We start from the raw sequence: 22945 nt of genomic DNA, 5'->3' as shown, positions 1-22945 counted from the left end.
CGTTTATAACCCGCGCGAGGCGCGGTGTTGGCTTAGCTGCCCTGCTTCTTCAGCGCGGCACCCAAAATATCGCCCAGCGAAGCGCCGGAATCGGTTGAGCCGTACTGAGCGACCGCTTCCTTCTCTTCGGCGATTTCCAGCGCCTTGATCGAGACCTGCAGCTTGCGGGTCTTCTTGTCGAAGGCGATGACGCGGGCGTCGACTTTCTGGCCGACGGTGAAGCGCTCGGGGCGCTGCTCGTCGCGGTCACGGCTGAGGTCGGAGCGCTTGATGAAGGTCTCGATGCCGCTGTCGACCAGCCGCACTTCCAGACCGCCATCCTTCACGCCGATAACCTCGCAGGTGACGACTGCGTTCTTGCGCAGTTCGCCTGACGTCGCTGCTTCGCCGACCGTGTCCTTGGCCAGCTGCTTGATGCCGAGCGAGATGCGCTCCTTGTCGATGTCGACGTCGAGCACCTGCGCCTTGACCATGTCACCGCGATTGTACTCCTCGATCACCTGCTCGCCCGGACGGGTCCAGTCGAGGTCGGAAAGGTGGACCATGCCGTCGACGTCGCCTTCGAGGCCGATGAACAGGCCGAACTCGGTCTTGTTCTTGACCTCGCCCTCGACCTGGCTGCCGACCGGATGGCTGCGCGCGAAGGCCTCCCACGGGTTCTCCAGCGTCTGCTTGAGGCCGAGCGAGATACGGCGCTTGGCCGGATCGACTTCGAGCACCACCACGTCGACTTCCTGCGTCGTCGACAGGATCTTGCCGGGATGCACGTTCTTCTTGGTCCACGACATTTCCGAAACGTGGATGAGGCCTTCGATGCCCGGCTCCAGCTCGACGAATGCGCCGTAGTCGGTGATGTTGGTGACGGTACCCTTGATCTTCTTGCCGATCGGGAACTTGGTGCCGATCTCGGACCACGGATCGCTCTCGAGCTGCTTCATGCCGAGCGAGATGCGGTGGGTTTCCTGGTTGATGCGGATGATCTGCACCTTGACCGTCTGGCCGATGTTGAGGATTTCGGTCGGATGATTGACGCGGCGCCAGGCCATGTCGGTGACGTGCAGCAGGCCATCGATGCCGCCGAGGTCGACGAACGCACCATAGTCGGTGATGTTCTTGACGACGCCTTCGACTACTTGGCCTTCTTCGAGGTTCTGCACGATTTCCGAACGCTGTTCGGCGCGGCTTTCCTCGAGCACGGTGCGGCGCGACACCACGATGTTGCCGCGGCGGCGATCCATCTTGAGGATCTCGAAGGGCTGCGGGTTGTGCATCAGCGGCGAGACGTCGCGGATCGGGCGGATGTCGACCTGGCTGCGCGGCAGGAAGGCCACAGCGCCGTCGAGGTCGACGGTGAAGCCGCCCTTGACCTGGTTGAAGATGACGCCTTCGACGCGTTCGCCCTTGGTGAACTTCTCTTCGAGACGGACCCAGCTCTCTTCGCGGCGGGCCTTCTCACGCGACAGCATGGCTTCGCCAAGCGCATTTTCGATACGCTCGACATAGACCTCGACCGTGTCGCCGACCTTGAGCGTCGTGTCCTTGCCCTTGACGCCGAATTCCTTCAGCGGCACGCGGCCTTCGACCTTGAGGCCGACGTCGATGATGGCCATGTCCTTTTCAATGGCAGTGATGATGCCCTTGACGACCTGGCCTTCGCCGGAATGGCCGGCGGAAAATGATTCTTCGAGCAGGCTCGCGAAATCATCGCGAGTGGGATTTGCAACTGACATAGTTTCTCCTGGAATGCCCCGCAATCTGTCGCGGGGCGGGCGCCGTGGGTTAGCGTTGCGTTGGCCTGCCGGCGTTCCGGGCAAAAAGCCCTTGGCCGCCCTTGAGCGGCAATTCCGGCGCATGAAGAATGCTGGCAGGCTGGTTCATACCCGATATGGGAAGTCTTGTTGTCGCCGGCAATCGGCGGCGGCAGGAAAACCCGGCTCAGGCTTCGTTTCTCTTGGCCAGGACATCGTCGATGATCGCCTGAGCTGCCAGAAACGCGGCCTCTATAGCCATTTCCGACGTGTCGAGCAAGTGCGCATCGGCGGCCGGCTTCAAGGGCGAGTCCATGCGGCCCATGTCGCGCTCGTCGCGGCGCACGATATCGGCAAGGATTTCATCGAAATTAGCGGTGCCGCCGATGCTCTCGATTTCATCCAGCCGCCGCTTTGCCCGCACCTCGGCGCTGGCCGTGACATAGAGTTTTACGTCGGCATCGGGACAGACGACGGTGCCGATGTCGCGGCCGTCGAGCACCGCACCCGGCGGGGTTTTTGCAAAGTCGCGCTGCTTGTCGACCAGTATGCGCCGGACCGACGGGATGACAGCCACTTTCGAAGCCGCCTCGCCGACCGCGTGTGCCGAAAGCACGGCGCGGTCGAGCTTTGCCAGATCGACCTGGCGAGCCGCGGTTTCAGCGGCCGAGACATTGTCGAGCGGCAGGCCGAGCCGGAGCAGCGAATGCGCCACCGCGCGATAGGTAAGACCGGTGTCGAGCAGGTTCAGCCGGTAGTGATCGGCCAGCCGCCGGGCAAGGGTGCCTTTGCCGGCACCGGCAGGTCCGTCGATGGCGATGGTGAAAGTTGAGGTCATTGGCCGCCCACCGGAATCGAAAAGCGCAATGATCCAGATAGGCGTGGCGATCCTTCGCGCCCCCCTCTGTCCTGCCGGACATCTCCCCCACTTGGGGGGAGATCGGCGGCCATCGCGGCTTTCGCCAATTGTCCACGTCGCAGGATTGAGCGGAGCGCCGAAGCTGCCAATCTCCCTCCTTGTGGGGGAGATGTCCGGCAGGACAGAGGGGGGCGCTGTCCCGCCGACGTTCCAGTTTGGCCCCAACCCCCAAGGCTATTGATTGCTATCAAGCTACTCGATCTCCGCCCCAAGCCCTTTCATCAGACCCATGAATTCCGGAAAGCTGGTCGCGATCATCGCCTGGTCGTCGATGGTCACGGGCTTTTCCGTCGCCAGCCCCATCACCAGAAAACTCATGGCGATGCGGTGGTCGAGATGGGTCTGGACGATGGTGCCCTGTCCGTTGGGGTGTTGGCCGAGGCCCTTGCCGCCGGGCTTTCCGCGCACGACAAGCGAGGCCTCGCCTTCGCTGCAGTCGACGCCGTTGAGCTTCAGCCCTTCGGCCACTGCCGACAGCCGGTCGGATTCCTTCACGCGCAGTTCTTCCAGGCCAAGCATCAGCGTTTCGCCCTCGGCAAAGCTCGCCGCCACGGCAAGCACCGGATACTCGTCGATCATCGTCGGCGCCCGTCCGGGCGGCACGGTGACGCCTTTCAGTTCGGAATAGCGTACGCGCAGGTCGGCGACGTCCTCGCCACCTTCGTTGCGCGGATCGATTATGTCGATCCAGGCGCCCATTTCCTGCAGCGTCAACAGAAGTCCGGTGCGGGTCGGGTTCATCAGCACGTTTTCGATTGTAATGTCCGAGCCCGGCACGATCAGCGCCGCCACCAGCGGAAAGCCGGCCGAGGAGGGGTCGCCCGGCACCGCGATGGTCTGGCCGGTGAGCTTGCCCTGGCCTTCGATGAAAATGTGGCGCACGCCGCGCTCGTCGGTCTCGACCGACAGATTGGCGCCGAACCCCTTGAGCATCTTTTCGGTGTGGTCGCGCGTCATAACCGGCTCGATGACGGTGGTGATGCCCGGCGTGTTCAGCCCAGCCAGCAGCACCGCCGACTTGACCTGCGCCGATGCCATCGGCACGCGGTAGGTGATCGGCGCGGCGTGCTTGGGCCCGTGCAGCGTGATCGGCATGCGGTCGCCGGGCGTCGCCTTCAGCACCTGCACGCCCATCTGGCGGAGCGGTTCGAGCACCCGGCCCATCGGCCGGCCCGACAGCGAGGCGTCGCCGATGAAGGTGGTTTTCATGTCATAGGTGCCGACCAGGCCCATGGTGAGGCGTGAGCCCGTGCCGGCATTGCCGAAATCGAGCGGGCCTACCGGCTGCAGCAGCGCGCCGTTGCCGGTACCGCGGATCACCCACTCAGCGCCATGCTTCTCGATATGGGCGCCCATGGCCTTCATGGCAGCGCCCGTACGCATCACGTCCTCGCCTTCCAGCAGCCCGGTGATGCGGGTTTCGCCGGAGGCCAGGCCACCGAACATGAACGAGCGGTGCGAGATCGACTTGTCGCCCGGCACCCGTGCCGCGCCTGAAAGGCCAGATGATTTGCGGGCGGTGGCCTGCTTCGGGGCGGCAGTGTGCGACATGGTTCTTTCCTGAAAACGCCGGCGGCCGGCCATTTTCTGCTGGTTTGCGGGGTCTCCTATCATGGCGTACCGAAATGGTCATCCCCTTGGTATGAAGGCCTTCGAATTCAAGCTTTTTGGGACGCCGGCTTTTCGCTTTGACAGCGCCGTAAACTCTGGTTAAGGGGACCAAACTTTCATCGACGAGGCTTGCTGTGGCAAAACCCGAACTTGGCACCAAACGCATCGACCCGGAGACGGGTCGAAAATTCTATGACTTGAACAAGGACCCGATCGTCTCGCCTTACACGGGCAAGAGCTATCCGCGCTCCTATTTCGAAGAAGGCAAGATCGCCGCTCTCGAGGAGGAAGAGGAAGTTGCCGAGAAGGAAGTGGACGCCGAGGAGGAAGAGGGCGTCGAGGTCGTCTCGCTCGAAGAGGCGGACGAGGACGCGAAGGCCGACGAGCTTCCCGATCTCGGCGATGACGAAGACGACGTTGACCTTGGCGATGACGAGGATGACACGTTCCTCGCCGACGAGGAGGAAGAAGACGACGACGTTGCCGACATGATCGGCGTCGGCGAAGACGACGACGAGGTCTGAGCGAACCGCATTCGCCGGCTTTCGCGGCGCTGCCTAGAAAAAGCGGTTCTTGAAGGCTTGATATTGACTGAAGGCGGGGTTAGAAGCCGCCTTCACTAACGGCGCGGTCTAGAACCCGCGCCGGATCTCTTCGCCGGAAACGGCGCCGGTGAACTGCCGGAGTGGGGCCATAGCTCAGTTGGGAGAGCGCTTGAATGGCATTCAAGAGGTCGTCGGTTCGATTCCGATTGGCTCCACCAGTTCTCTCCGCGAAATCAGCAGAACGCCCGCCCGCCCGCCCGTCCGGGCTGGCCGCCGCCTATCGCAGAACCTAGCTGAGACTAGTTAATCGGCCGCCCGGCTTGGGCTCGCCGATCCATTCAGAAGTAATGAGCCCGTGCCCGGTCAGTGCATGTTTCTGGCTGTGGTTTGAACCGCGAGCACCGGTCTGGACCAGGCAGCGGGCTGAAATGACGGCTGAGCAAAACTCCGTTACTTGTTGCAGTTCTGCATATCCGACGTCATGGCGCCGCTGGGGGTATTGTTGTCGGTATCGCTGCTCGCCGTATCCTTACAGCGGTCCTCCATACCGTTTGTCTGCGGCGTGGTAGCGTTCGTTGCGTTCGGATCGATCGTGTTCGGGGTAGTTGCGCTGCCGGTCCCGGTGTTGCCGCCGGAAGTGCCTGTGTTGACGCCGGTATTGCCATCGGCGCTACCGGTCGCGGAGTCCATGGATTGTGCCATGGCAGATGTGGCCAGGCCGATAGCAAGTAGGGATGCAGAGAGAATTTTCATCATCTTAGTGTCTCCATCGAGTTGCATCGCTCTATCGCGATCTATACCAACGAGAGTTTTTTCGAGATGTTCCGTTGGGCAGAAATATTGATCGATACATCATTATGGATCTTTGTTGCTCGTCGTTTCGTGAATGCGGCTGCGAAATTCCTGCCGCATAGCGGCAATTTCGTCTGGAACCAAATCGAGCATGCCGCGTTCTTGCGCTTGCGGGGAGTTGTGTCGGCCGCAGGGGACAGTTTCACCAGGACATTCAAGAAATCCGTGAGCTGGGAGGGGCGCTGTGAGCGTGCTTGCATCCACAAGGCAATTGGACCACCGTCAAATACTGAACGCGCTGAAGGCTTTTCGGAGCGGTGATTTCTCCGTTCGTATCGACAATGTCTACGCCGGCCTTGATTCCGAGATCGCCGACACCTTCAACGAAATCGTAGAACTCAACGATCAGGTCACGCGCGAGTTCGAACGCCTCAGCAAGGTCGTCGGCAAGGATGGCCGGATCGGCGAACGCGGCCGTGTCCGCAACGCCACCGGCAGCTGGGAATCGAGCGTCCGTTCCGTCAACGATCTGATCGAGGACATGGTTCAGCCGACGGCCGAAGTGGCGCGCGTCATCGGCGCGGTCGCCAAAGGCGACCTGTCGCAGACGATGATGGTCGAAATCGACGGCCGGCAGCTGCGCGGCGAGTTTCTGCGCATCGGCAAGATCGTCAACACCATGGTCGGGCAACTGGCCTCCTTCGCCTCGGAAGTGACGCGCGTGGCGCGCGAGGTCGGCACCGAAGGCAAGCTCGGCGGCCAGGCCCGCGTGAAAGGTGTGGCCGGGACCTGGAAGGACCTGACCGACAACGTCAACGCGATGGCGACGAACCTGACCGGGCAGGTGCGCAACATCGCCGAGGTGACGACCGCCGTCGCTTCCGGCGACCTGTCGAAGAAGATTACCGTCGACGTGAAAGGCGAAATCCTCGAACTCAAGAACACCATCAACACGATGGTCGACCAGCTCAATTCCTTCGCCTCGGAAGTGACGCGCGTCGCGCGCGAAGTCGGTACAGAAGGCAAGCTCGGCGGCCAGGCGCGCGTCGAAGGTGTCGGCGGCACATGGAAGGACCTGACCGACAACGTCAACCTGATGGCCGAGAACCTGACCGGCCAGGTGCGCAATATAGCCGAGGTGACGACGGCTGTGGCGCTGGGCGACCTGTCGAAGAAGATCACCGTCGACGTCAAGGGAGAGATCCTCGAGCTGAAATCGACTATCAACACCATGGTCGACCAGCTGAATTCATTTGCCGGCGAGGTGACGCGCGTCGCCCGCGAGGTCGGCACCGAGGGCAAGCTCGGCGGCCAGGCGCAGGTGCGCGGCGTCGCCGGCACCTGGAAGGACCTGACCGACAACGTCAATTCGATGGCCGAGAACCTGACCGGCCAGGTGCGCAACATCGCCGAGGTGACGACTGCGGTCGCTTCGGGCGACCTGTCGAAGAAGATCACTGTCGCCGTGCAGGGCGAAATCCTCGAGCTCAAGGACACCATCAACACGATGGTCGACCAGCTCAATTCCTTCGCTTCGGAAGTGACGCGTGTGGCGCGCGAGGTCGGAACCGAAGGCAAGCTCGGCGGCCAGGCCGAGGTGAAAGGGGTCGGCGGCACCTGGAAAGACCTGACCGATAACGTCAACCTGATGGCCGCCAACCTGACCGGCCAGGTCCGCAACATCGCCGAGGTGACGACCGCCGTTGCCCGCGGCGACCTGTCGAAGAAGATCACCGTCGACGTCAAGGGCGAAATCCTGGAGCTCAAGGATACCGTCAACACGATGGTCGACCAGCTCAATTCCTTCGCCTCGGAAGTGACGCGTGTGGCGCGCGAAGTGGGGTCGGAAGGCAAGCTCGGCGGCCAGGCGCATGTCGAGGGTGTCGGCGGCACCTGGAAGGACCTGACCGACAACGTCAACGCCATGGCCGGCAATCTGACCGTGCAGTTGCGCGACGTCTCCAAGGTGGCGACGGCAATTGCGACCGGCGATTTGACCCAGAAGATCACCGTCGATGCACTGGGCGAGATCCTGCAGATCAAGGACGTCATCAATACGATGGTCGACCAACTGAATTCCTTCGCTTCCGAGGTGACGCGCGTGGCGCGCGAAGTCGGTTCGGACGGCAAGCTCGGTGGCCAGGCGCAGGTGCGCGGCGTTGCCGGCACCTGGAAAGACCTGACCGACAACGTCAATGCGATGGCCGCCAACCTGACCGGCCAGGTGCGCAACATCGCCGAGGTGACCACGGCGGTGGCGCTTGGCGACCTGTCGAAGAAAATCACCGTCGATGTGCGCGGCGAAATCCTCGAGCTGAAGGACACCATCAATACGATGGTCGACCAGCTCAATTCCTTCGCCTCGGAGGTGACGCGCGTGGCGCGCGAGGTCGGCACAGAGGGCAAGCTCGGCGGCCAGGCGCAGGTGCGCGGCGTTGCCGGCACCTGGAAGGACCTGACCGACAATGTGAATTCCATGGCCGAGAACCTGACCGGCCAGGTGCGCAACATCGCCGAGGTGACGACCGCCGTGGCGCGCGGCGACCTGTCGAAGAAGATCACCGTCGACGTCAAGGGCGAGATCCTCGAGCTGAAATCGACCATCAACACCATGGTCGACCAGCTGAATTCCTTTGCCGGCGAGGTGACACGCGTTGCCCGCGAGGTCGGCACCGAAGGCAAGCTCGGCGGCCAGGCGCGCGTCGAGGGCGTTGCCGGCACCTGGAAGGACCTGACCGACAACGTCAATCTGATGGCGACGAACCTGACCAACCAGGTGCGCGGCATCGCCGATGTCGTGACCGCGGTTGCCCAAGGCAATCTCAGGCGCAAGCTGACGGTCGACGCCAAGGGCGAAATCGCTTCGCTCGCCGACACCATCAACGGCATGATCGAGACGCTCGCAACCTTTGCCGACCAGGTGACGAACGTCGCCCGCGAGGTGGGCATCGAGGGCAAACTCGGCGGCCAGGCCCGGGTGCCCGGCGCTGCCGGCCTTTGGCGCGACCTGACCGACAACGTCAATCAGCTCGCGGCCAACCTGACCACTCAGGTGCGCGCCATCGCCGAGGTGTCGACGGCGGTGACCAAGGGCGATCTGACCCGCTCGATCAGCGTCCAGGCCTCCGGCGAGGTGGCGGCGCTGAAAGACAACATCAACGAGATGATCCGCAATTTGAAGGACCAGACGCTGAAGAATGCCGAGCAGGACTGGCTGAAGACCAATCTCGCCCGCTTCTCGCGCATGCTGCAGGGCGAGCGCGACCTGGCCACGATCTCGCGCCTCATCATGTCCGAACTCGCCCCGCTGGTGAATGCGCAATATGGCGTGTTCTATGTGACCAACCGCGACGAGGATGAATTCTATCTGGAGCTCGCCGCCTCCTATGGCGCCGAAAGCAAGGCGGAAATCAAGCAACGCCTCGATCTGCGTGAAGGGCTTGTCGGGCAGAGTGCCGCCGACAAGCGCGCCATCATGCTGGACAATGTGCCGCCGAATTTCCTGCGCGTTACCTCCGGCCTTGGCAATGCCGCGCCGGCGAACGTGATCATTCTTCCGGCTCTGTTCGAGGACGAGGTGAAGGCCGTCATCGAACTCGCCTCGTTCAGCGAATTCCGCGACACGCACCAGTCGTTCCTCAACCAGCTGATGGAATCCGTCGGCATCGTTCTCAACACCATCGCCGCCACCATGCGCACCGAAGGCCTGCTCAAGCAGTCGCAGCTGCTGACCTCGGAATTGCAGGCGCGTCAGACCGAACTGACCAAGAAGCAGGAGGAGCTGCACGCCACCAATGAGGAGCTGCAGGAAAAGGCGCAGCTGCTCGAGAACGAAAAGAAGCAGGTGGAGAACAAGAACCTGGAAATCGAGATGGCGCGGCGGGCGCTGGAGGAGAAGGCCGAGCAGCTGGCGCTTACCTCGAAATACAAGTCGGAATTCCTCGCCAATATGAGCCACGAACTGCGCACGCCGCTGAACTCGCTGCTCATCCTTTCAAACCTGCTCGCAACCAACCAGCAGGGCAATCTCAACGACAAGCAGGTCGAGTTCGCGCGCACCATCAATTCGGCCGGCACCGACCTTTTGAGCCTCATCAACGACATCCTCGATCTGTCGAAGATCGAATCGGGCACCGTCTCGATCGATATCAACGATATGCCCGTGGTGCATCTTCGCCAGCATATGGAGCGAACCTTCCGGCAGCTGGCGACCGACAAGGGGCTTGGCTTCACCATCAATGTCGACCCCGAGCTTCCGGAGACCGTCCGCACCGACGAGAAGCGCTTGCAGCAAATCGTGCTCAACCTTTTGTCGAACGCCTTCAAATTCACCTCGCAAGGCGAGGTCCGCTTGAATTTCCGGGCCGAAAAGACGGGCCGTCACAACGTTTCGGCGCAACCGATGGAGGCGCTCGCGATCGTGGTCACCGATACCGGCATCGGTATTCCGCAAGACAAGCAGAAGCTGATTTTCGAGGCCTTCCAGCAGGCCGACGGCACCACAAGCCGCAAATATGGCGGCACCGGGCTTGGGCTCTCGATCAGCCGGGAGATTGCCCGGCTGCTCGGCGGCGAATTGCGGGTCGAGAGCACGCCGGGCAAGGGTTCGACGTTCACTCTGGTCATCCCATTCGACGGACCCCGGATGGCCTTGGCCCCGCAATCGGCGTTGCTGCCGGCGATGGAGGTGGCCGCGACGACAGCGCAGCCGAGCCCGCCGTCCTCCGAATTGCTCGATGACCGCGACACGATCTCGTCGGAAGATCGGGTCGTGCTGATCGTCGAGGATGACCCGACCTTCGGCGGATTGCTGCTCGGCCTTGCACGTTCGGCCGGGCTGAAAGGCGTCCTGTCGACTGCGGGCTCCGGCACGCTGGCTTTGGCACGCAAGCTGGTTCCCGACGCGATTACGCTCGATCTCGGACTATCGGATATCGACGGCTGGGTGTTGTTCGATCTGCTTCGCCATGACCCGAAAACCAAGGACATTCCCGTTCATGTCATCTCGGGCGCCGAAGACATCGAGGTGCTTGCCCGCAAGGGTGCATCCAGCATTTCAACCAAGCCCGTATCGTCGGACGAACTGATGAAGGTCTTCCAGGATATTCATTCCAGAAAGCTCCGCGTCCAGAGCCGCGTCCTGATTGCCGATCCCGATCCCGAGCGCCGCCTTTCGCTGATCGAGGCGATCCGCGACGGCGTCACCTCGGTTACGGCGATCGGCCGCGTCGCGGCGAATGCGGACGAAATCGGCATGGCCAACTATGATGCCGTTGTGCTCGGCTTTGGCCGCTCGGCCAAGGACAACGCCCAGATGCTGGATGAGATTGCCGTCCTGTTCGGGCAGTTGGTGTCGCGACTGCTGTTCTTTGCGCCTCATCCGGAAGCGCTGCAACAGTCGCTCGCCTTGCATCCGGCATTGGCGGATGTTCCGCGGGCGGAGAATTTCGCGCAGCTGGCTCTCCTGATGTCGGCAACACTCCCCGGGCGAGGCCACGAAAACGATGGTGCGGCAGCCGAACAGCCGGACAAATTCGACCTCGCCGGCGCAAAGGTCCTCATCGTCGACGACGACATCCGCAACATCTATTCGCTTACCAGCGTTCTCGAGACCTATGACATCCAGGTACTGCATGCGGAGCGCGGCCGGGAAGGTATCGCGCTTCTGGAGCAGAGCCCGGACATCGATGCGGCACTGATCGATATTATGATGCCGGAAATGGATGGCTACGAGACGATGCGGCAGATCCGCAGCATGCCGGCGATCGCCCATATCCCGTTGATCTCGGTCACAGCCAAGGCAATGAAGGGCGACCGGCAGAAGTGCCTCGACGCCGGCGCCTCCGACTACATCGCCAAGCCTGTCGACCTCGATCTGCTGTTGGCATTGCTGCGTGTCTGGATCGGCCGTTCGCGATCCCGTGTCCATGGTCCGGAAAAGACGCTCATGGCAGTGAACTGACGGCCGCTCGATGCAGAAGCTGTCGAGAAACGGAGCAAGGAAGCTGGAGGTCATGGCGCCGGCAGCGGGGCCGGCAAAGGCGCGCATCCTGGCCGTGGATGACGACGAGCGCAATCTGCTGGCGATCGGCGAGGTTCTGGCCCCTATCGGTGAAGTCGTCTGCGTGCAGTCGGGCGAAGAGGCGTTGCGCGCACTGCTGAAGGAGGATTTCGCAGTCATCCTGCTGGACGTGCTGATGCCCCGGCTGGATGGCTACGAGACCGCGGGATTGATCCGCCAGCGCGAGCAATCCAGGCGAACGCCGATAATTTTTCTCACCGCCATCAACAAGGAAGACGCGCACATGCTGCGCGGCTACGACGCCGGCGCGGTGGATTACGTGTTCAAGCCTTTCGACCCGGCCATGCTGCGTTCCAAGGTTGCCGTGTTCGTCGAACTTCATGAGAAGACGCTCGAAATCCAGCAAAAGGCGGCTGCCGAGCAACGGCTGCTGGCCCAGGCACTGCAGGCGCAGAAGGAAAAGCTCGAGGCCGAGCGGGCGCTGCGCAGCGCACAGGAGCGGCAGCATGCCATTTTGAGCTCTCTTCCGGTCTGCTTCCACGCAAGGGCGGCGGAGCCGCCGTTCGGCGCCAGCTTTGTCACCGAAGGGGTCGAACGCCTGACCGGCTTTCCTGCGGAACGGCTGACCGCCGATCCAGGCTTCGGCCTGAGCCGCGTTCATCCCGACGATCTGCCGAGAGTGAGGGAGGTCCTGCTCGCAGCCAAGGCCACCGGCTCCTACACCTGCGAATTCCGCTGGCAATGCGCCGACGGCAATTACCGGATTTTTCTCGATCAGGGCGTCCTGTCGAATGGCTCCGACGGCCGGAAGCCCGAGATCCTCGGCACATTGCTGGACGTTACCGAACGGCGCGAGCTTGAGGACCAGCTGCTGCAGTCGCAGCGCCTCGACGCGATCGGCAAGCTTACCGGCGGCCTGGCGCATGATTTCAACAATCTGCTTGCCGCAATTCTCAGCGGATTGGGATTGCTCGAGCGCCATGCCGAGTTCGACGGACAGACCAGGCAGGTTCTGGAACTGACACGCCGGTCGGCAAAACAAGGCGCCGAGCTCGTCAACCGCATGCTTGCCTTCTCGCGCCGCCAGACGCTGCGGCCGCAGGCCGTGCGCCTCGCCGCGCTCGGCGATACAATGAACGGGTTGGTGGCCCCGGTCCTGGGCGGCCTGATCCGTTTCGATTGGCTTGTCGACGACACTGTGTGGCCGGCGCATGTCGATGCCGGCCAGCTGGAGCTCGCGCTGATGAACCTGGTCTTCAACGCGCGCGATGCCATGCCGTCCGGCGGCACGATAATCGTGGAGGCGCAAAATCGAACGCTGGGCAGTGCAGCCGAGGATATTTCGGCGGGCGACTATGTCGTGGTCACGGTCAAGGACACGGGGTCGGGCATACCGGCTGACATTCTCGCCAAGGTCGTCGAACCGTTCTTCACCACAAAACCGGTCGGCAAAGGCACTGGCCTCGGTCTGAGCACGGTGCATGGTTTCGTCAAGCAATCGGGCGGCACGCTTCGCATTGAAAGCACCGTCGGCAGTGGAACATCCGTCCAGCTCTGGCTGCCGCGTTCAATCGAGCGCCCGGTGGAAATCGCCGAGAAGTCCGATCCCGACGACAGCGTCGGGAATGCCGGCGAGGACTATCCATCGGTCCTGCTGATCGACGACAGCAATGTACTACGGGAACTGACGGCCCAATCGCTTCGCCAACACGGCTTTGCGGTTACCTGTGCCGGGGGCGGTGCCGAAGCGCTGGCGATGATCGAGCGGGCGCCGTACGATTTCGATGTCATCGTCACCGATTTTGCCATGCCGCTGGTCTCGGGCCTGGAGGTCATTCGGTTCGCCCGCAATCTGCGGTCCGATTGGCCGGCGGTGATGATAACGGGATATGCCGATGCCGACGCGATCGCCGACCGGCCTCCCGACGTGCCGCTGCTCGGCAAACCGCTGCGCGAAAAGGACCTGATGGAGAGCATTCTTGCGGCGGCCGCGCGCGCCGGCTCGCAGAAAGCCAGGCAGGCCCAGCCGGTGAAAGGCGGGTACCGGTTTTCGACCTGAAGAGGCAAGCCTCATCGAATCGAAACGGTACGTTCCGTATCCTCGATCGTCCGCGACATCCAGCCTGTGTGCAACACGGAGCGCCGGCCATGGCGCGCTCGACGGGCTGTGATGCGGTTGATAAGCCCTCTCCGCAAGGAGAGTCGAGACATGACCGTTGCGATCGAGATGGGCCAGACGAGCGCAGGCGCCCCGGCGGCGCTGGATCTTGAGGAACTGCTGGCGACGCGGCTTCTGGTGCAGGGCAATTCGGGCTCCGGCAAGTCCCACCTGCTGCGCCGGCTCTTGGAGCAGAGCGCGCCCTGGGTGCAGCAGACCATCATCGACCCCGAAGGCGACTTCGTGACGCTGGGCGACCGTTTTGGCCATCTGGTGATCGACGCCGAGGAGCATACCGAGCGCGGCCTGCAGAGCGCCGGCGAGCGGGCGCGCATCCACCGCGTCTCCACGGTGCTCAATCTCGAGGGGCTCGACGCCGAGAACCAGATGCGGCGCGCCGCCGCCTTCCTCGGCGGGCTTTTCGAGGTCGCCCGCGACCACTGGTACCCGATGCTGGTGGTGGTGGACGAGGCGCAGCTGTTCGCGCCGGCCGTCGCCGGCGAGGTTTCGGACGAGGCGCGCAAGCTCTCGCTCGGCGCCATGACGAATCTGATGTGCCGTGGCCGCAAACGCGGGCTGGCCGGGATCATCGCCACCCAGCGGCTGGCCAAGCTTGCCAAGAACGTCGCCGCCGAGGCTTCCAATTTCCTCATGGGCCGGACTTTTCTCGATATCGACATGGCGCGCGCCGCCGACCTTCTCGGCATGGAGCGGCGCCAGGCCGAGGCCTTTCGCGACCTCGAGCGCGGGCAATTCATGGCGCTCGGCCCGGCGCTGTCGCGCCGTCCGCTCGGCTTGCGCATCGGCCCGACAGATACAAGCCCGCGCAACGCGACCCCGCGCCTGATGCCGCTGCCGGAATCGGCGTTGGAGGATGCCCGTGCGATCATCCTGGCGGCCCCGCCGCCGGAAACCGTCCGGCCGCAGCGCCGCTCGTCGCCGGATCTGCTCGATCAGCTGATGGCGGCGAAGTCGGCGGCGCTGGAAATCCGCCCGGAAGCAGCGGAGGCGCAAATCAGCGCCGAGGATTTGGCGGAGCGGCGCGAGCGCGTCGACCGGGTGCTGCGCGCCGTGCTGGCGCAACCCGATGCCGGCTTCCGGGTCATCGGCGTGCTTTATCAGGAGTTCGTGGTCCGCTGCCGCATCGAGGGCCTCGCCTCGGTCGTGCCGGACCTGCCCGAGTTCCGCCGCATGCTGACCCGCGCCCGCGCCGGCCTCGGCTCCGACATGGCGGGCGACGACGCCTGGCAGGACGTCTCGGCGCGCGCCTCGCTGCTGCCCGAGGACATGCAAGGCGTGTTCATGATGATCGCTCGCGCCGCCAAGGAGGGCTGGCCCTGCCCGAGCGACGCGGCAATCGCCCGCGCCTACGGCTCGCACTCGCTGCGCCGCGCCCGGCGCCTGCTGACCTATATCGAGGAGCAGGGGCTGATCGTATGCCAGCTCGACGGAGCCGGCCGGCGGACGGTGACGCTGGTGGAGCTCGCCTGGGCAACGGCACCGGGGGATCCCAATGCGGAGGAGGCGGAGCAGGGGAGTTTGGCTGTATGAGACTGGCGCCACGCTGCTCGGCGCATTGGCTGCGCTGTACGCTATGCTGATCTTCGCGATCGGGATCGAGGTCCCGCGGCGGCTGATCGGCAGAAAGCCGCTACGGCTCTAGATTGCCGGGGCGGTCGCAGTGATGATCGGGTACATGCGCTCTGATGGCATCCATGCCGTCTCCCGGGCGGAGAAAATCCTGATGGTGGCTATTCTGCGCCGCCGTCGGTGGGACTGTCTACTGGCTGGTGGCGGTCAAATTGCGCGCTATCCTGACACTCTTGCTCAAGTGTCTGCTCTGCGGCGCCAAGTCGCGAGCGGTTTCATGCGCATTTTTCGAAGGAGGTTTTGCGATGAAAATGTCCCGTTTTTCAAACACCGGCGCTGCGGCATGGCTGGTTGGAGCCCTGCTCAGCCTTGCCGCGCTCGGCGTCACGAAAGCGGAGGCTGCCGACATGCACCAATTGTGCCGCCAGGTGCACAACGACGACACGATCCAGGACTATTCGCCCGCGCTTCATGACGAGACGGTCCAGGCGTTCAAGGCGCTCGCTCCGGACGCTCAAATTGCGCCGGACGATTCCGAACTGCGGGCACAGGCCCAATATCGCTGCATGGACGGCAAGGTCATGGTCTGCTTCGTCGGCGCCAACCTGCCCTGCACCAAGATGAATGCGGCACGCGACAATCCTGGTGCGGATGAGTTCTGTCGGCAGAATCCAAACGCGAAAGACGTTCCAGCCGTCGCGACGGGTCACGATACCGTTTATTCCTATCGATGCCGCAACGGCCAAGCTGAGATAGCAGACGACTTGTGGGAACTCGACGAACGGGGCTTCGCGAAGAAGCTTTGGGCTGAGTTACCCGATCGCTAAGTCCGCTCACGCCAAGTGTTTTCTTGGTAGGCGCTAACCTAGATGTGTTTCGCCTGATGGCGCGAGGCCATTTATGATCGATTCGTGGCGGCAGCACCCGCAAGGAATCGTGACCGACGCCATGCGGGTGGCGGGGCTGCCGGAGTAGTGCTGCGCGCCTGCTTTGGCTTGGGGCTAGCCGGAGGATCGGAATGGGTCTCGACGTTGCAGTTTTCAAAAGCGCTTCGACCATGGAGCGGGAATTCCCCGGCTATCGCTTTCAGCGGGAACCGACAACGGGCGAATGCGAGGTGATCCATCCCGAGGGCGTAAATCTCACCTGGGACGTGGTCACGGTGTGCGACTGGTGTGTCGGAAACATCGCCCACGTCGCCGCGCTTAGAGAGGCGATTGCCGGCCTTCTCGGCGAAGGCTCGGCCTTGGAACGGATTGTCCTTTTTTTCAGCCTGCAGTGTCGGAGACGTCATCGAGGAGCCGAGCTTTGTCGAGCTTGAGCGCGAATTGCGGCTGATCGAATCAAGCACCGACGCATGGGTTCGGGAATTTGCCGATGGACTATCGGAATTGATCCGCATGGCACGGCGCGAGAAAAACCCTATCGTGTTTGTGTGACCGGCAAGCCAAGCAGAGCCCCGATGGCCGGACTTTTCTCGATATCGACATGGCGCGTGCCGCCGACCTTCTCGGCATGGAGCGCCGCCAGGCCGAGGCCTTTCGCGACCTCGAGCGCGGGCAGTTCATGGCGCTCGGCCCGGCGCTGTCGCGCCGTCCGCTCGGCTTGCGCATCGGCCCGACCGAAACGAGTCCGCGCAACGCGACCCCGCGCCTGATGCCGCTGCCGGAAGCGGCGTTGGAGGATGCCCGCGCGATCATCCTGGCGGCGCCGCCGCCGGAAACCGTGCGGCCGCAGCGCCGCTCGTCGCCGACCTGCTCGATCAGCTGATGGCAGCAAAATCGGCGGCGCTGGAAATCCGCCCCGGACCGGTGGAGCCGCCGATCAGCGCCGAGGATCTGGCGGAGCGGCGCGAGCGCGTCGACCGGGTTCTGCGCGCCGTGCTGGCGCAACCCGACGCCGGCTTCCGCGTCATCGGCGTGCTCTATCAGGAGTTCGTCGTCCGCTGCCGCATCGAGGGCCTCGCCTCCGTCGTGCCGGACCTGCCCGAGTTCCGCCGCATGCTGACCCGCGCCCGCGCCGGCCTCGGCTCCGACATGGCAGGCGACGACGCCTGGCAGGACGTTTCGGCGCGCGCCTCGCTGCTGCCCGAGGACATGCAAGGCGTGTTCATGATGATCGCTCGCGCCGCCAAGGAGGGCTGGCCCTGCCCGAGCGACGCGGCAATCGCCCGCGCCTACGGCTCGCACTCGCTGCGCCGCGCCCGGCGCCTGCTGACCTATATCGAGGAGCAAGGCCTCATCGTCTGCCAGCTTGATAGCACTGGAAGGCGGACGGTGACGCTGGTTGAACTCGCCTGGGCGACTGCGCCGGGGGATCCCAATGCGGAGGAGGCGGAGCAGAGGAGTTTGGTGTGAAGGGGGAACGAACTCACTCTGGGAAAGCACCGCTTATCATGCAGGGGGCTAAGTTTGTTTTGCGCCATATCCGGCCTTGCCAGTGATGCCGTGAATGTTAAGTCTCGGCTCCGATGCGGACGTTCCGCCCGAGTTCGAAGACTGACCGCGACCGTTCTGCGGCCTTCGCATCGATAGCGCCAATGAGCGGCGTCCCACATCCCACTCCTTGTGTCCATTGGGAGGGGTCGTTGTGGACCAAGCCCTACTACCCAGGCTTGTGACGAAGCCGATCCAGCGCGTCTCGAAGTGCATTGGCGGCATCGCCACGCTCGTCAGGGGACATCAGCTCCGGTTCAAGTTCCAACCTGAAGTGCGGCAGCTCCGTTCGAACAGCACGACGAGTGGCCGCCAAATTGGCCTTCAGATCGATGACGCGGTAGGTGGCGACGGGATAGGCGATCCCCTTGACCTGGACTTGCCCCAGTTCCTCACAGTCGATTGCGTCCTTCACTTGCGCAAACGTCTCGTAGGAAATGAGTATGGCCCCCGGCGGCGCCTCCTGCTCCAGGCGCGAGGCGAGATTCACGGCGCCGCCGATTATCGTGTAGTCCATCCGGTCCTCGCTGCCGAAGTTACCGACGGTGCAGTAGTCGGTATGGATGCCGATGCGACAGCGCAGCGGTGTTTCGATCCCCATGTCCCGCCAGACTTCGGCAAGCTCGCTAATCCGCTTTTGCATTGCAAGTGCCATCTGCGCGCAAGCCAGCGCGTCCTCCTTGACGCCGCGAGTCTCGGGATCGCCGAAAAACATCAGGATCGCGTCGCCGACATATTTGTCGATCGTCGCGCCGTGATCCGAAGCAATTTTCGACATTTCCGTCAGATAGTGATTGAGGAGTTGGGTGAGATCCTCGGATTCCATTTTGTCAGTGGTCTCGGTAAAGCCGGCGATATCGGAGAAGCATATTGTCAGTTTCTTCCGCTGGCTGGCGATCCTGACCTCCTGGCGGCCGGTGAATATCGAGCGATACACCTGGGGCGCCAGATACTTCGCCAGCTTGCTGGAAAGCGCCTCCAGAACCACGGATTTCTCGGCGAGGTTCTCCTCCCTTTGCTTCAGCTCAGTGATGTCCGAATAGACGGCGACCGTGCCGCCGGCGCTGATCCGCCGCTCGCTGACCATGACCCATCGCCCGTCGCCTCGCCTCTGCACCCAAGGTTCGCCAGGGTTGCGGTGCCGCGAGAGGCGCTCGGCGACCCACTCCTCGACCCGCCCCTCGGCGTCCCTGATGTAGCCGCGCTCAGCGGATCGGCGAATGATTTGCTCGAATGTCGTGCCGGGCGTCAGTTCGCTCTCCAGACCGGTGTAGAGCAATTCGCGGTAGCGGCTGTTGCTGAGGACGAGCCGGTCCTCCCAGTCGTACAGAGCGAATCCTTCGGAGATGCTTTCGATGGCATCGATGAGCCGCTGACGAGCTTCCGCAACGTCGCGCAGGTTCTTTTCCTCGACCTCGACAGCAGTATCCCGGAAGAGTCTCAGCGCTTCGGCCATGCGCCCGATTTCGTCGCTGCCCGCGGCTGGCAGCGGCGCACGAAGATTGCCCCCCGCAATCGCGAGCATGCCTTGGCTCACGGCCCCCAGTCGGGCGAGGAGGCTGCGGTCGACATAGAGCCAGACAACCAGAACCGAACTCAGGAGGCTGAGAAAGGCGGAGCCGAGTACAACCGCGGTGCCGTAGCGCTGGACGAGCGCGGCTTCGCGACCGGACGCAGCGATCTCCTGATCTGCCGTGGCGACCAGGCGATCGACGCCAGCGGTGAGATTGCGCGACAGTCGATTGTTCTCGGCCAGAAGCCTTTCGCCCTGTGCCAGGACAGCAAACTCGTCCTCCCGCACCTTGGGGATGCTGTCCTCGCCGTCGGTCAAACCCCTGAACTCGTCAACACGCTGCCGGAAGCGGGTCCGCAGCTTTTCGTCGATCTCCGTGGAAACCTTTTCAAGAGCAGTGAGCGAACGGCGTAGCGGAAAAAGGATCAACGCCAGGTCGCCCGGCGTCGGCGCGTTCGCGACCTTCACCAGCGCGTCGTTGACCGCGGAGATCTCCAGCTGCGCCTTCTGCTGGGGAATGTAAGCCGCAATCGCCTGGACCAGGTCGGCCATCGCCGCTGCGCGTCGATCGGGCGACAGCGACGTGTCGGCCGCGACCGCCCGCCATTGCGGGAGCCTGGAATCCATTACTAGGATGCCGGTGGCCACAAGGCGCTGGCTTCCGGTCGTCGTCGCGGCGAGGCGGTTCAGGAGCTCCTCCTTGCGGGCGACCACGTCGAGCCGGGCGACAACAAGAGAGTCGAGCTCCTTCAGGTTGCGCCTCAGAACAATCGCGGCTTCCTCGATCTCGGCCAAAGGCACTGTGCCCAACGTGGCATCCCGGAGGTCCGTGCGCAGGGCCTCGAGGCGGGACATCTCGAGCGCGACGGCAGCCGAGACCTCGCTGTGCTGAGCCCTGCTTGTCGCTGCCAGCACCGATGGCGCGGCAGCAGCGACCCGTTCGGCCTGGCGCGACAGCTGGAGGGAGGCGAGCGCCGAGGGCACTCGATCCGTGGTAATTCGGTCCACGACGTCGCCAACCTGGAGGAAGGCATAAAGCGCCGCAGCGGTTGCCAGCACCGCAAGGGCGCTGATCCCGAAAAAGGCGAGCAACAGCCGGCCGCGTATGCCGAGGCGTTCAAGCTCGGCGAGTCGGAACAGTCCGGCCACACTGGTCTGCATCAGACTAGACATCTCAGCCGGCACGCCGGCGATCAGCGAACCCTATTCAACCGGCACGTACTCTCCGCCGCGCCAGACGTACCAAACCCAACTCTGCTTCGTGAGGTCGCCCTTGTCGTCGAAATCGACCCGGCCGATGACGGTGTCGAATTCCTGTTCGTGCAGTGCCGCAATGATGGCCTTCTGCTCCAGCGAACCTGCCTTCGAGACTGCCTGGGCCCAAACCTGGACCGCGCAGTAGCTCAACAGCGTGTAGCCCGCGGGTTCGAACTTCTCCGCACGGAACTGCTCAACGACCGCGGCCGCTTCGGGGCTTCGCCTCGGGTCCGCCGGGAACGTGAAGAGGGTCCCCTCCGCCGCGGGGCCGGCGATCAGGGCAAATTCCTCGGTCGCCAAAGCATCTCCGGATATGAGCTGAACCGTGTAGCCACTGTCGTGTGCAGCGCGAGCAATCAGCGCAACCTCGGCATGATACCCACCCACATATAAGGCGGAGACGCCGGCGGTCTGCAACGTAGCGACCTCGGCCGAATAGTCGTCCTTCCCGGGAATGTATGCGTCGTAAACGGCCTCAGTCACGCCCCGCTTGTTCAGCTGCTTCCTGGTCTCGTCGGCGAGACCCTTCCCATAGGTCGAATTGTCGTGGAGGATCGCAATCTTCTTGTTGCCCCAGCGATCGGCAAGGTAGTTGCCGGCGATGAAACCTTGCGCGTCGTCGCGGCCAATAGTGCGAAAGACATTGGCACGGCCCTGTTCGGTCAGCTGCGGATTGGTCGAGCCTGGGGATATCTCAACGACGCCCGCCTCCTCGTACACTTTTGATGCGGGGATCGAGGCCCCGGAGCAATAATGCCCGACGACGAGCACGACCCCGTCAGCCACCAGCTTCTTGGCGGCCGCCACAGCTTGCTCGGGATCGCAGAAGTCGTCGACCGAGATGAGCCTCACCTTCTGGCCGAGCACGCCGCCCGCCGTGTTGACGTCGGCCACTGCCATCTCCGCGCCGCGCTGTCCCTGCTCGCCAATCCAGGCGAGCCGTCCCGTCATCGCAGCCGAGACGCCGATCAGCACCTCCGCCCGCGCGGAGCTGAACACGGCCGCGAGAACTAAGATCGCTATGGCGATGATGCGGTGCATGTGTGCACCCCCTTAACTGTAGCTTACGCCAATCCCGTCAAAGCCGACAGCCCCTTCGGCAAGCGCGACTGTCTCGGGCTGCTATTGCAGCGCACACCCAATTTGGCGAAGCAAGCATACACTGGAATGGCGTGTCATAACTTCGTTCGCCGAGGTCGGAATCGCGCCAAATCCGGACGTTACCACTGACCGGAGTGAGCGTCGTGATTGGGTCAAAGCAGCCCCCGCCTCAGCTTCCCCCTATCTCTCCTCCACAATCCGCAAATAGGCCGCCGTCACAAACAGCACGATTAACCCAAACAATATCCACCACGCCCCTTCCGGCATCTGCAAAATCGTCAGCAGCGTCGTCAGCGCGGTAGGGATCAGCGCCGTTGATTGTGCCGGTGCAGCCGCCGCGGCCGCCGAAGATCGAGGTGCCGCCGACGACGGCGGCGGCCACCCAAGGCAGCACCAGCGGGTCGGCGAGCGACGGCCTTGATCAGGCCGATGTAGTGCAGTGCCGACGAGCACGCTCGAGATAACGTAGAGCGCGGTGATCACCTGCCAGCAGCGTACGCCGGACAGGCGCGTTGCCCGTTCGTTGTCGCCGACCGCCGCCCGCGACGCTGGCCGTCGCGTCCAATTCCTCAGGCGGCGCCTGGACGCCGGCTTTGTTTCCGTGAATCTCGCGATGCCGCATTGCACAATCGTCTCGCCTGCGCAAAATGCGGCATGATCCGCAAATCCCTCACTGTCCTGGTGATCGATGAGAACCACATCCGCGCTTCGATAATCGAAGCGGGATTGCGGGAGGCCGGGCATCAGCAGGTCACGGTCATCCACGACGTCGCCGGCATAGCGCGGCGGATCGCCGAGATCGAACCCGACGTGATCGTCATCGATCTCGAAAATCCCAACCGCGACATGCTCGAAAACATGTTCCAGCTTTCGCGCGTGGTGAAGCGGCCGATCGCCATGTTCGTCGACCGCTCCGATCAGGCTTCGATCGAAGCAGCGGTGGAAGCCGGAGTGTCGGCCTATGTCGTCGACGGCCTGCGTCAGGAGCGGGTCAAGCCGATCCTCGACATGGCAATCAGCCGCTTCAATGCGTTTTCGCGCATGGCGCGCGAACTGGAAGAAGCCCGCAGCGAATTGGAAAGCCGCAAGGTGATCGATCGCGCCAAGGGCATCCTGATGAAGTCGCGCGGCCTGTCGGAGGACGCGGCGTATACGCTGCTGCGCAAGACCGCCATGAACCAGAACCGCAAGATCGCCGAGATCGCCCAGAGCCTGGTAACGGCGGCAGGCCTGCTGGATCCCGAGGAGAGTTGA

General features: G+C 63.3%; 13 protein-coding genes, 1 tRNA gene and 2 pseudogenes. 9 read left to right on the top strand and 7 right to left on the bottom strand.

What is annotated here, in order from left to right:
- Positions 1 to 32 precede the first annotated feature (32 nt).
- The 3 genes from rpsA to aroA form a co-directional block, all read right to left on the bottom strand.
- A complete protein-coding gene (gene rpsA, locus NKI67_RS12365; protein WP_023676278.1) occupies positions 33 to 1730 on the bottom strand; it encodes a 30S ribosomal protein S1 in 1698 nt (565 codons plus the stop codon).
- Between the two features lie 205 nt (positions 1731 to 1935).
- Positions 1936 to 2586: a (d)CMP kinase gene (cmk, locus tag NKI67_RS12360; RefSeq protein ID WP_023676280.1), complete on the bottom strand. Its 651-nt coding sequence runs from the start codon at positions 2584 to 2586 to the stop codon at positions 1936 to 1938.
- 273 nt (positions 2587 to 2859) lie between these two features.
- Complete coding sequence (aroA, locus tag NKI67_RS12355) at positions 2860 to 4218, bottom strand: 3-phosphoshikimate 1-carboxyvinyltransferase (RefSeq protein WP_023676281.1); 1359 nt, start codon at positions 4216 to 4218, stop codon at positions 2860 to 2862.
- Positions 4219 to 4412: 194 nt separating this feature from the next.
- Between aroA and NKI67_RS12350 the strand changes: the two genes are divergently transcribed.
- Both NKI67_RS12350 and NKI67_RS12345 read left to right on the top strand, forming a co-directional pair.
- Positions 4413 to 4802 carry a TIGR02300 family protein gene (locus NKI67_RS12350; protein WP_023676282.1) on the top strand — a complete coding sequence of 130 codons (390 nt, stop codon included), beginning with the start codon at positions 4413 to 4415 and terminating at the stop codon, positions 4800 to 4802.
- Between the two features lie 163 nt (positions 4803 to 4965).
- Positions 4966 to 5041, top strand: a tRNA-Ala gene (locus NKI67_RS12345).
- A 232-nt stretch (positions 5042 to 5273) separates the two neighbouring features.
- Here NKI67_RS12345 and NKI67_RS12340 read toward each other — a convergent pair.
- Positions 5274 to 5579: a hypothetical protein gene (locus NKI67_RS12340; RefSeq protein WP_031211671.1), complete on the bottom strand. Its 306-nt coding sequence runs from the start codon at positions 5577 to 5579 to the stop codon at positions 5274 to 5276.
- Between the two features lie 286 nt (positions 5580 to 5865).
- Between NKI67_RS12340 and NKI67_RS12335 the strand changes: the two genes are divergently transcribed.
- The 6 genes and pseudogenes from NKI67_RS12335 to NKI67_RS12310 all read left to right on the top strand — a co-directional run.
- Positions 5866 to 11577, top strand: a complete 5712-nt coding sequence (locus NKI67_RS12335) for a HAMP domain-containing protein (protein WP_352645398.1) — start codon at positions 5866 to 5868, stop codon at positions 11575 to 11577.
- Between the two features lie 52 nt (positions 11578 to 11629).
- Positions 11630 to 13696 carry a PAS domain-containing hybrid sensor histidine kinase/response regulator gene (locus NKI67_RS12330; protein ID WP_245274681.1) on the top strand — a complete coding sequence of 689 codons (2067 nt, stop codon included), beginning with the start codon at positions 11630 to 11632 and terminating at the stop codon, positions 13694 to 13696.
- Between the two features lie 150 nt (positions 13697 to 13846).
- Positions 13847 to 15346, top strand: a complete 1500-nt coding sequence (locus NKI67_RS12325; protein ID WP_352645389.1) for a helicase HerA domain-containing protein — start codon at positions 13847 to 13849, stop codon at positions 15344 to 15346.
- A 239-nt stretch (positions 15347 to 15585) separates the two neighbouring features.
- Positions 15586 to 16212, top strand: a complete 627-nt coding sequence (locus NKI67_RS12320) for a hypothetical protein (RefSeq protein ID WP_352645387.1) — start codon at positions 15586 to 15588, stop codon at positions 16210 to 16212.
- A 191-nt stretch (positions 16213 to 16403) separates the two neighbouring features.
- On the top strand, positions 16404 to 16706 hold the full coding sequence (locus NKI67_RS12315; RefSeq protein WP_156937525.1) for a hypothetical protein: 303 nt from the start codon (positions 16404 to 16406) through the stop codon (positions 16704 to 16706).
- Between the two features lie 143 nt (positions 16707 to 16849).
- Positions 16850 to 17742 (top strand): annotated as a pseudogene (locus NKI67_RS12310) (ATP-binding protein); the annotation flags it as partial.
- 247 nt (positions 17743 to 17989) lie between these two features.
- On the opposite strand, the gene NKI67_RS12305 reads toward NKI67_RS12310, so the two are convergent.
- From NKI67_RS12305 to NKI67_RS12295, 3 genes and pseudogenes are all read right to left on the bottom strand, one after another.
- Positions 17990 to 20494, bottom strand: coding sequence for an adenylate/guanylate cyclase domain-containing protein (locus NKI67_RS12305; protein WP_023676285.1), 2505 nt, complete (start codon positions 20492 to 20494; stop codon positions 17990 to 17992).
- A 42-nt stretch (positions 20495 to 20536) separates the two neighbouring features.
- The gene (locus NKI67_RS12300; RefSeq protein ID WP_023676286.1) at positions 20537 to 21631 is read right to left on the bottom strand and encodes a branched-chain amino acid ABC transporter substrate-binding protein; all 1095 of its coding nucleotides are present in this window, start codon (positions 21629 to 21631) and stop codon (positions 20537 to 20539) included.
- 240 nt (positions 21632 to 21871) lie between these two features.
- Positions 21872 to 22228, bottom strand: a pseudogene (locus NKI67_RS12295) (ABC transporter permease subunit); the annotation flags it as partial.
- Positions 22229 to 22345: 117 nt separating this feature from the next.
- On the opposite strand from NKI67_RS12295, the gene NKI67_RS12290 reads away from it, so the two are divergent.
- A complete protein-coding gene (locus NKI67_RS12290) occupies positions 22346 to 22945 on the top strand; it encodes an ANTAR domain-containing response regulator (protein ID WP_023676288.1) in 600 nt (199 codons plus the stop codon).

Source organism: Mesorhizobium sp. M0408 (genome assembly GCF_040321495.1).
GTDB lineage: Bacteria > Pseudomonadota > Alphaproteobacteria > Rhizobiales > Rhizobiaceae > Mesorhizobium.
The sequence above is the reverse complement of the archived record's forward strand: the minus strand, read 5'-3'. Positions and strand labels throughout refer to the sequence as shown.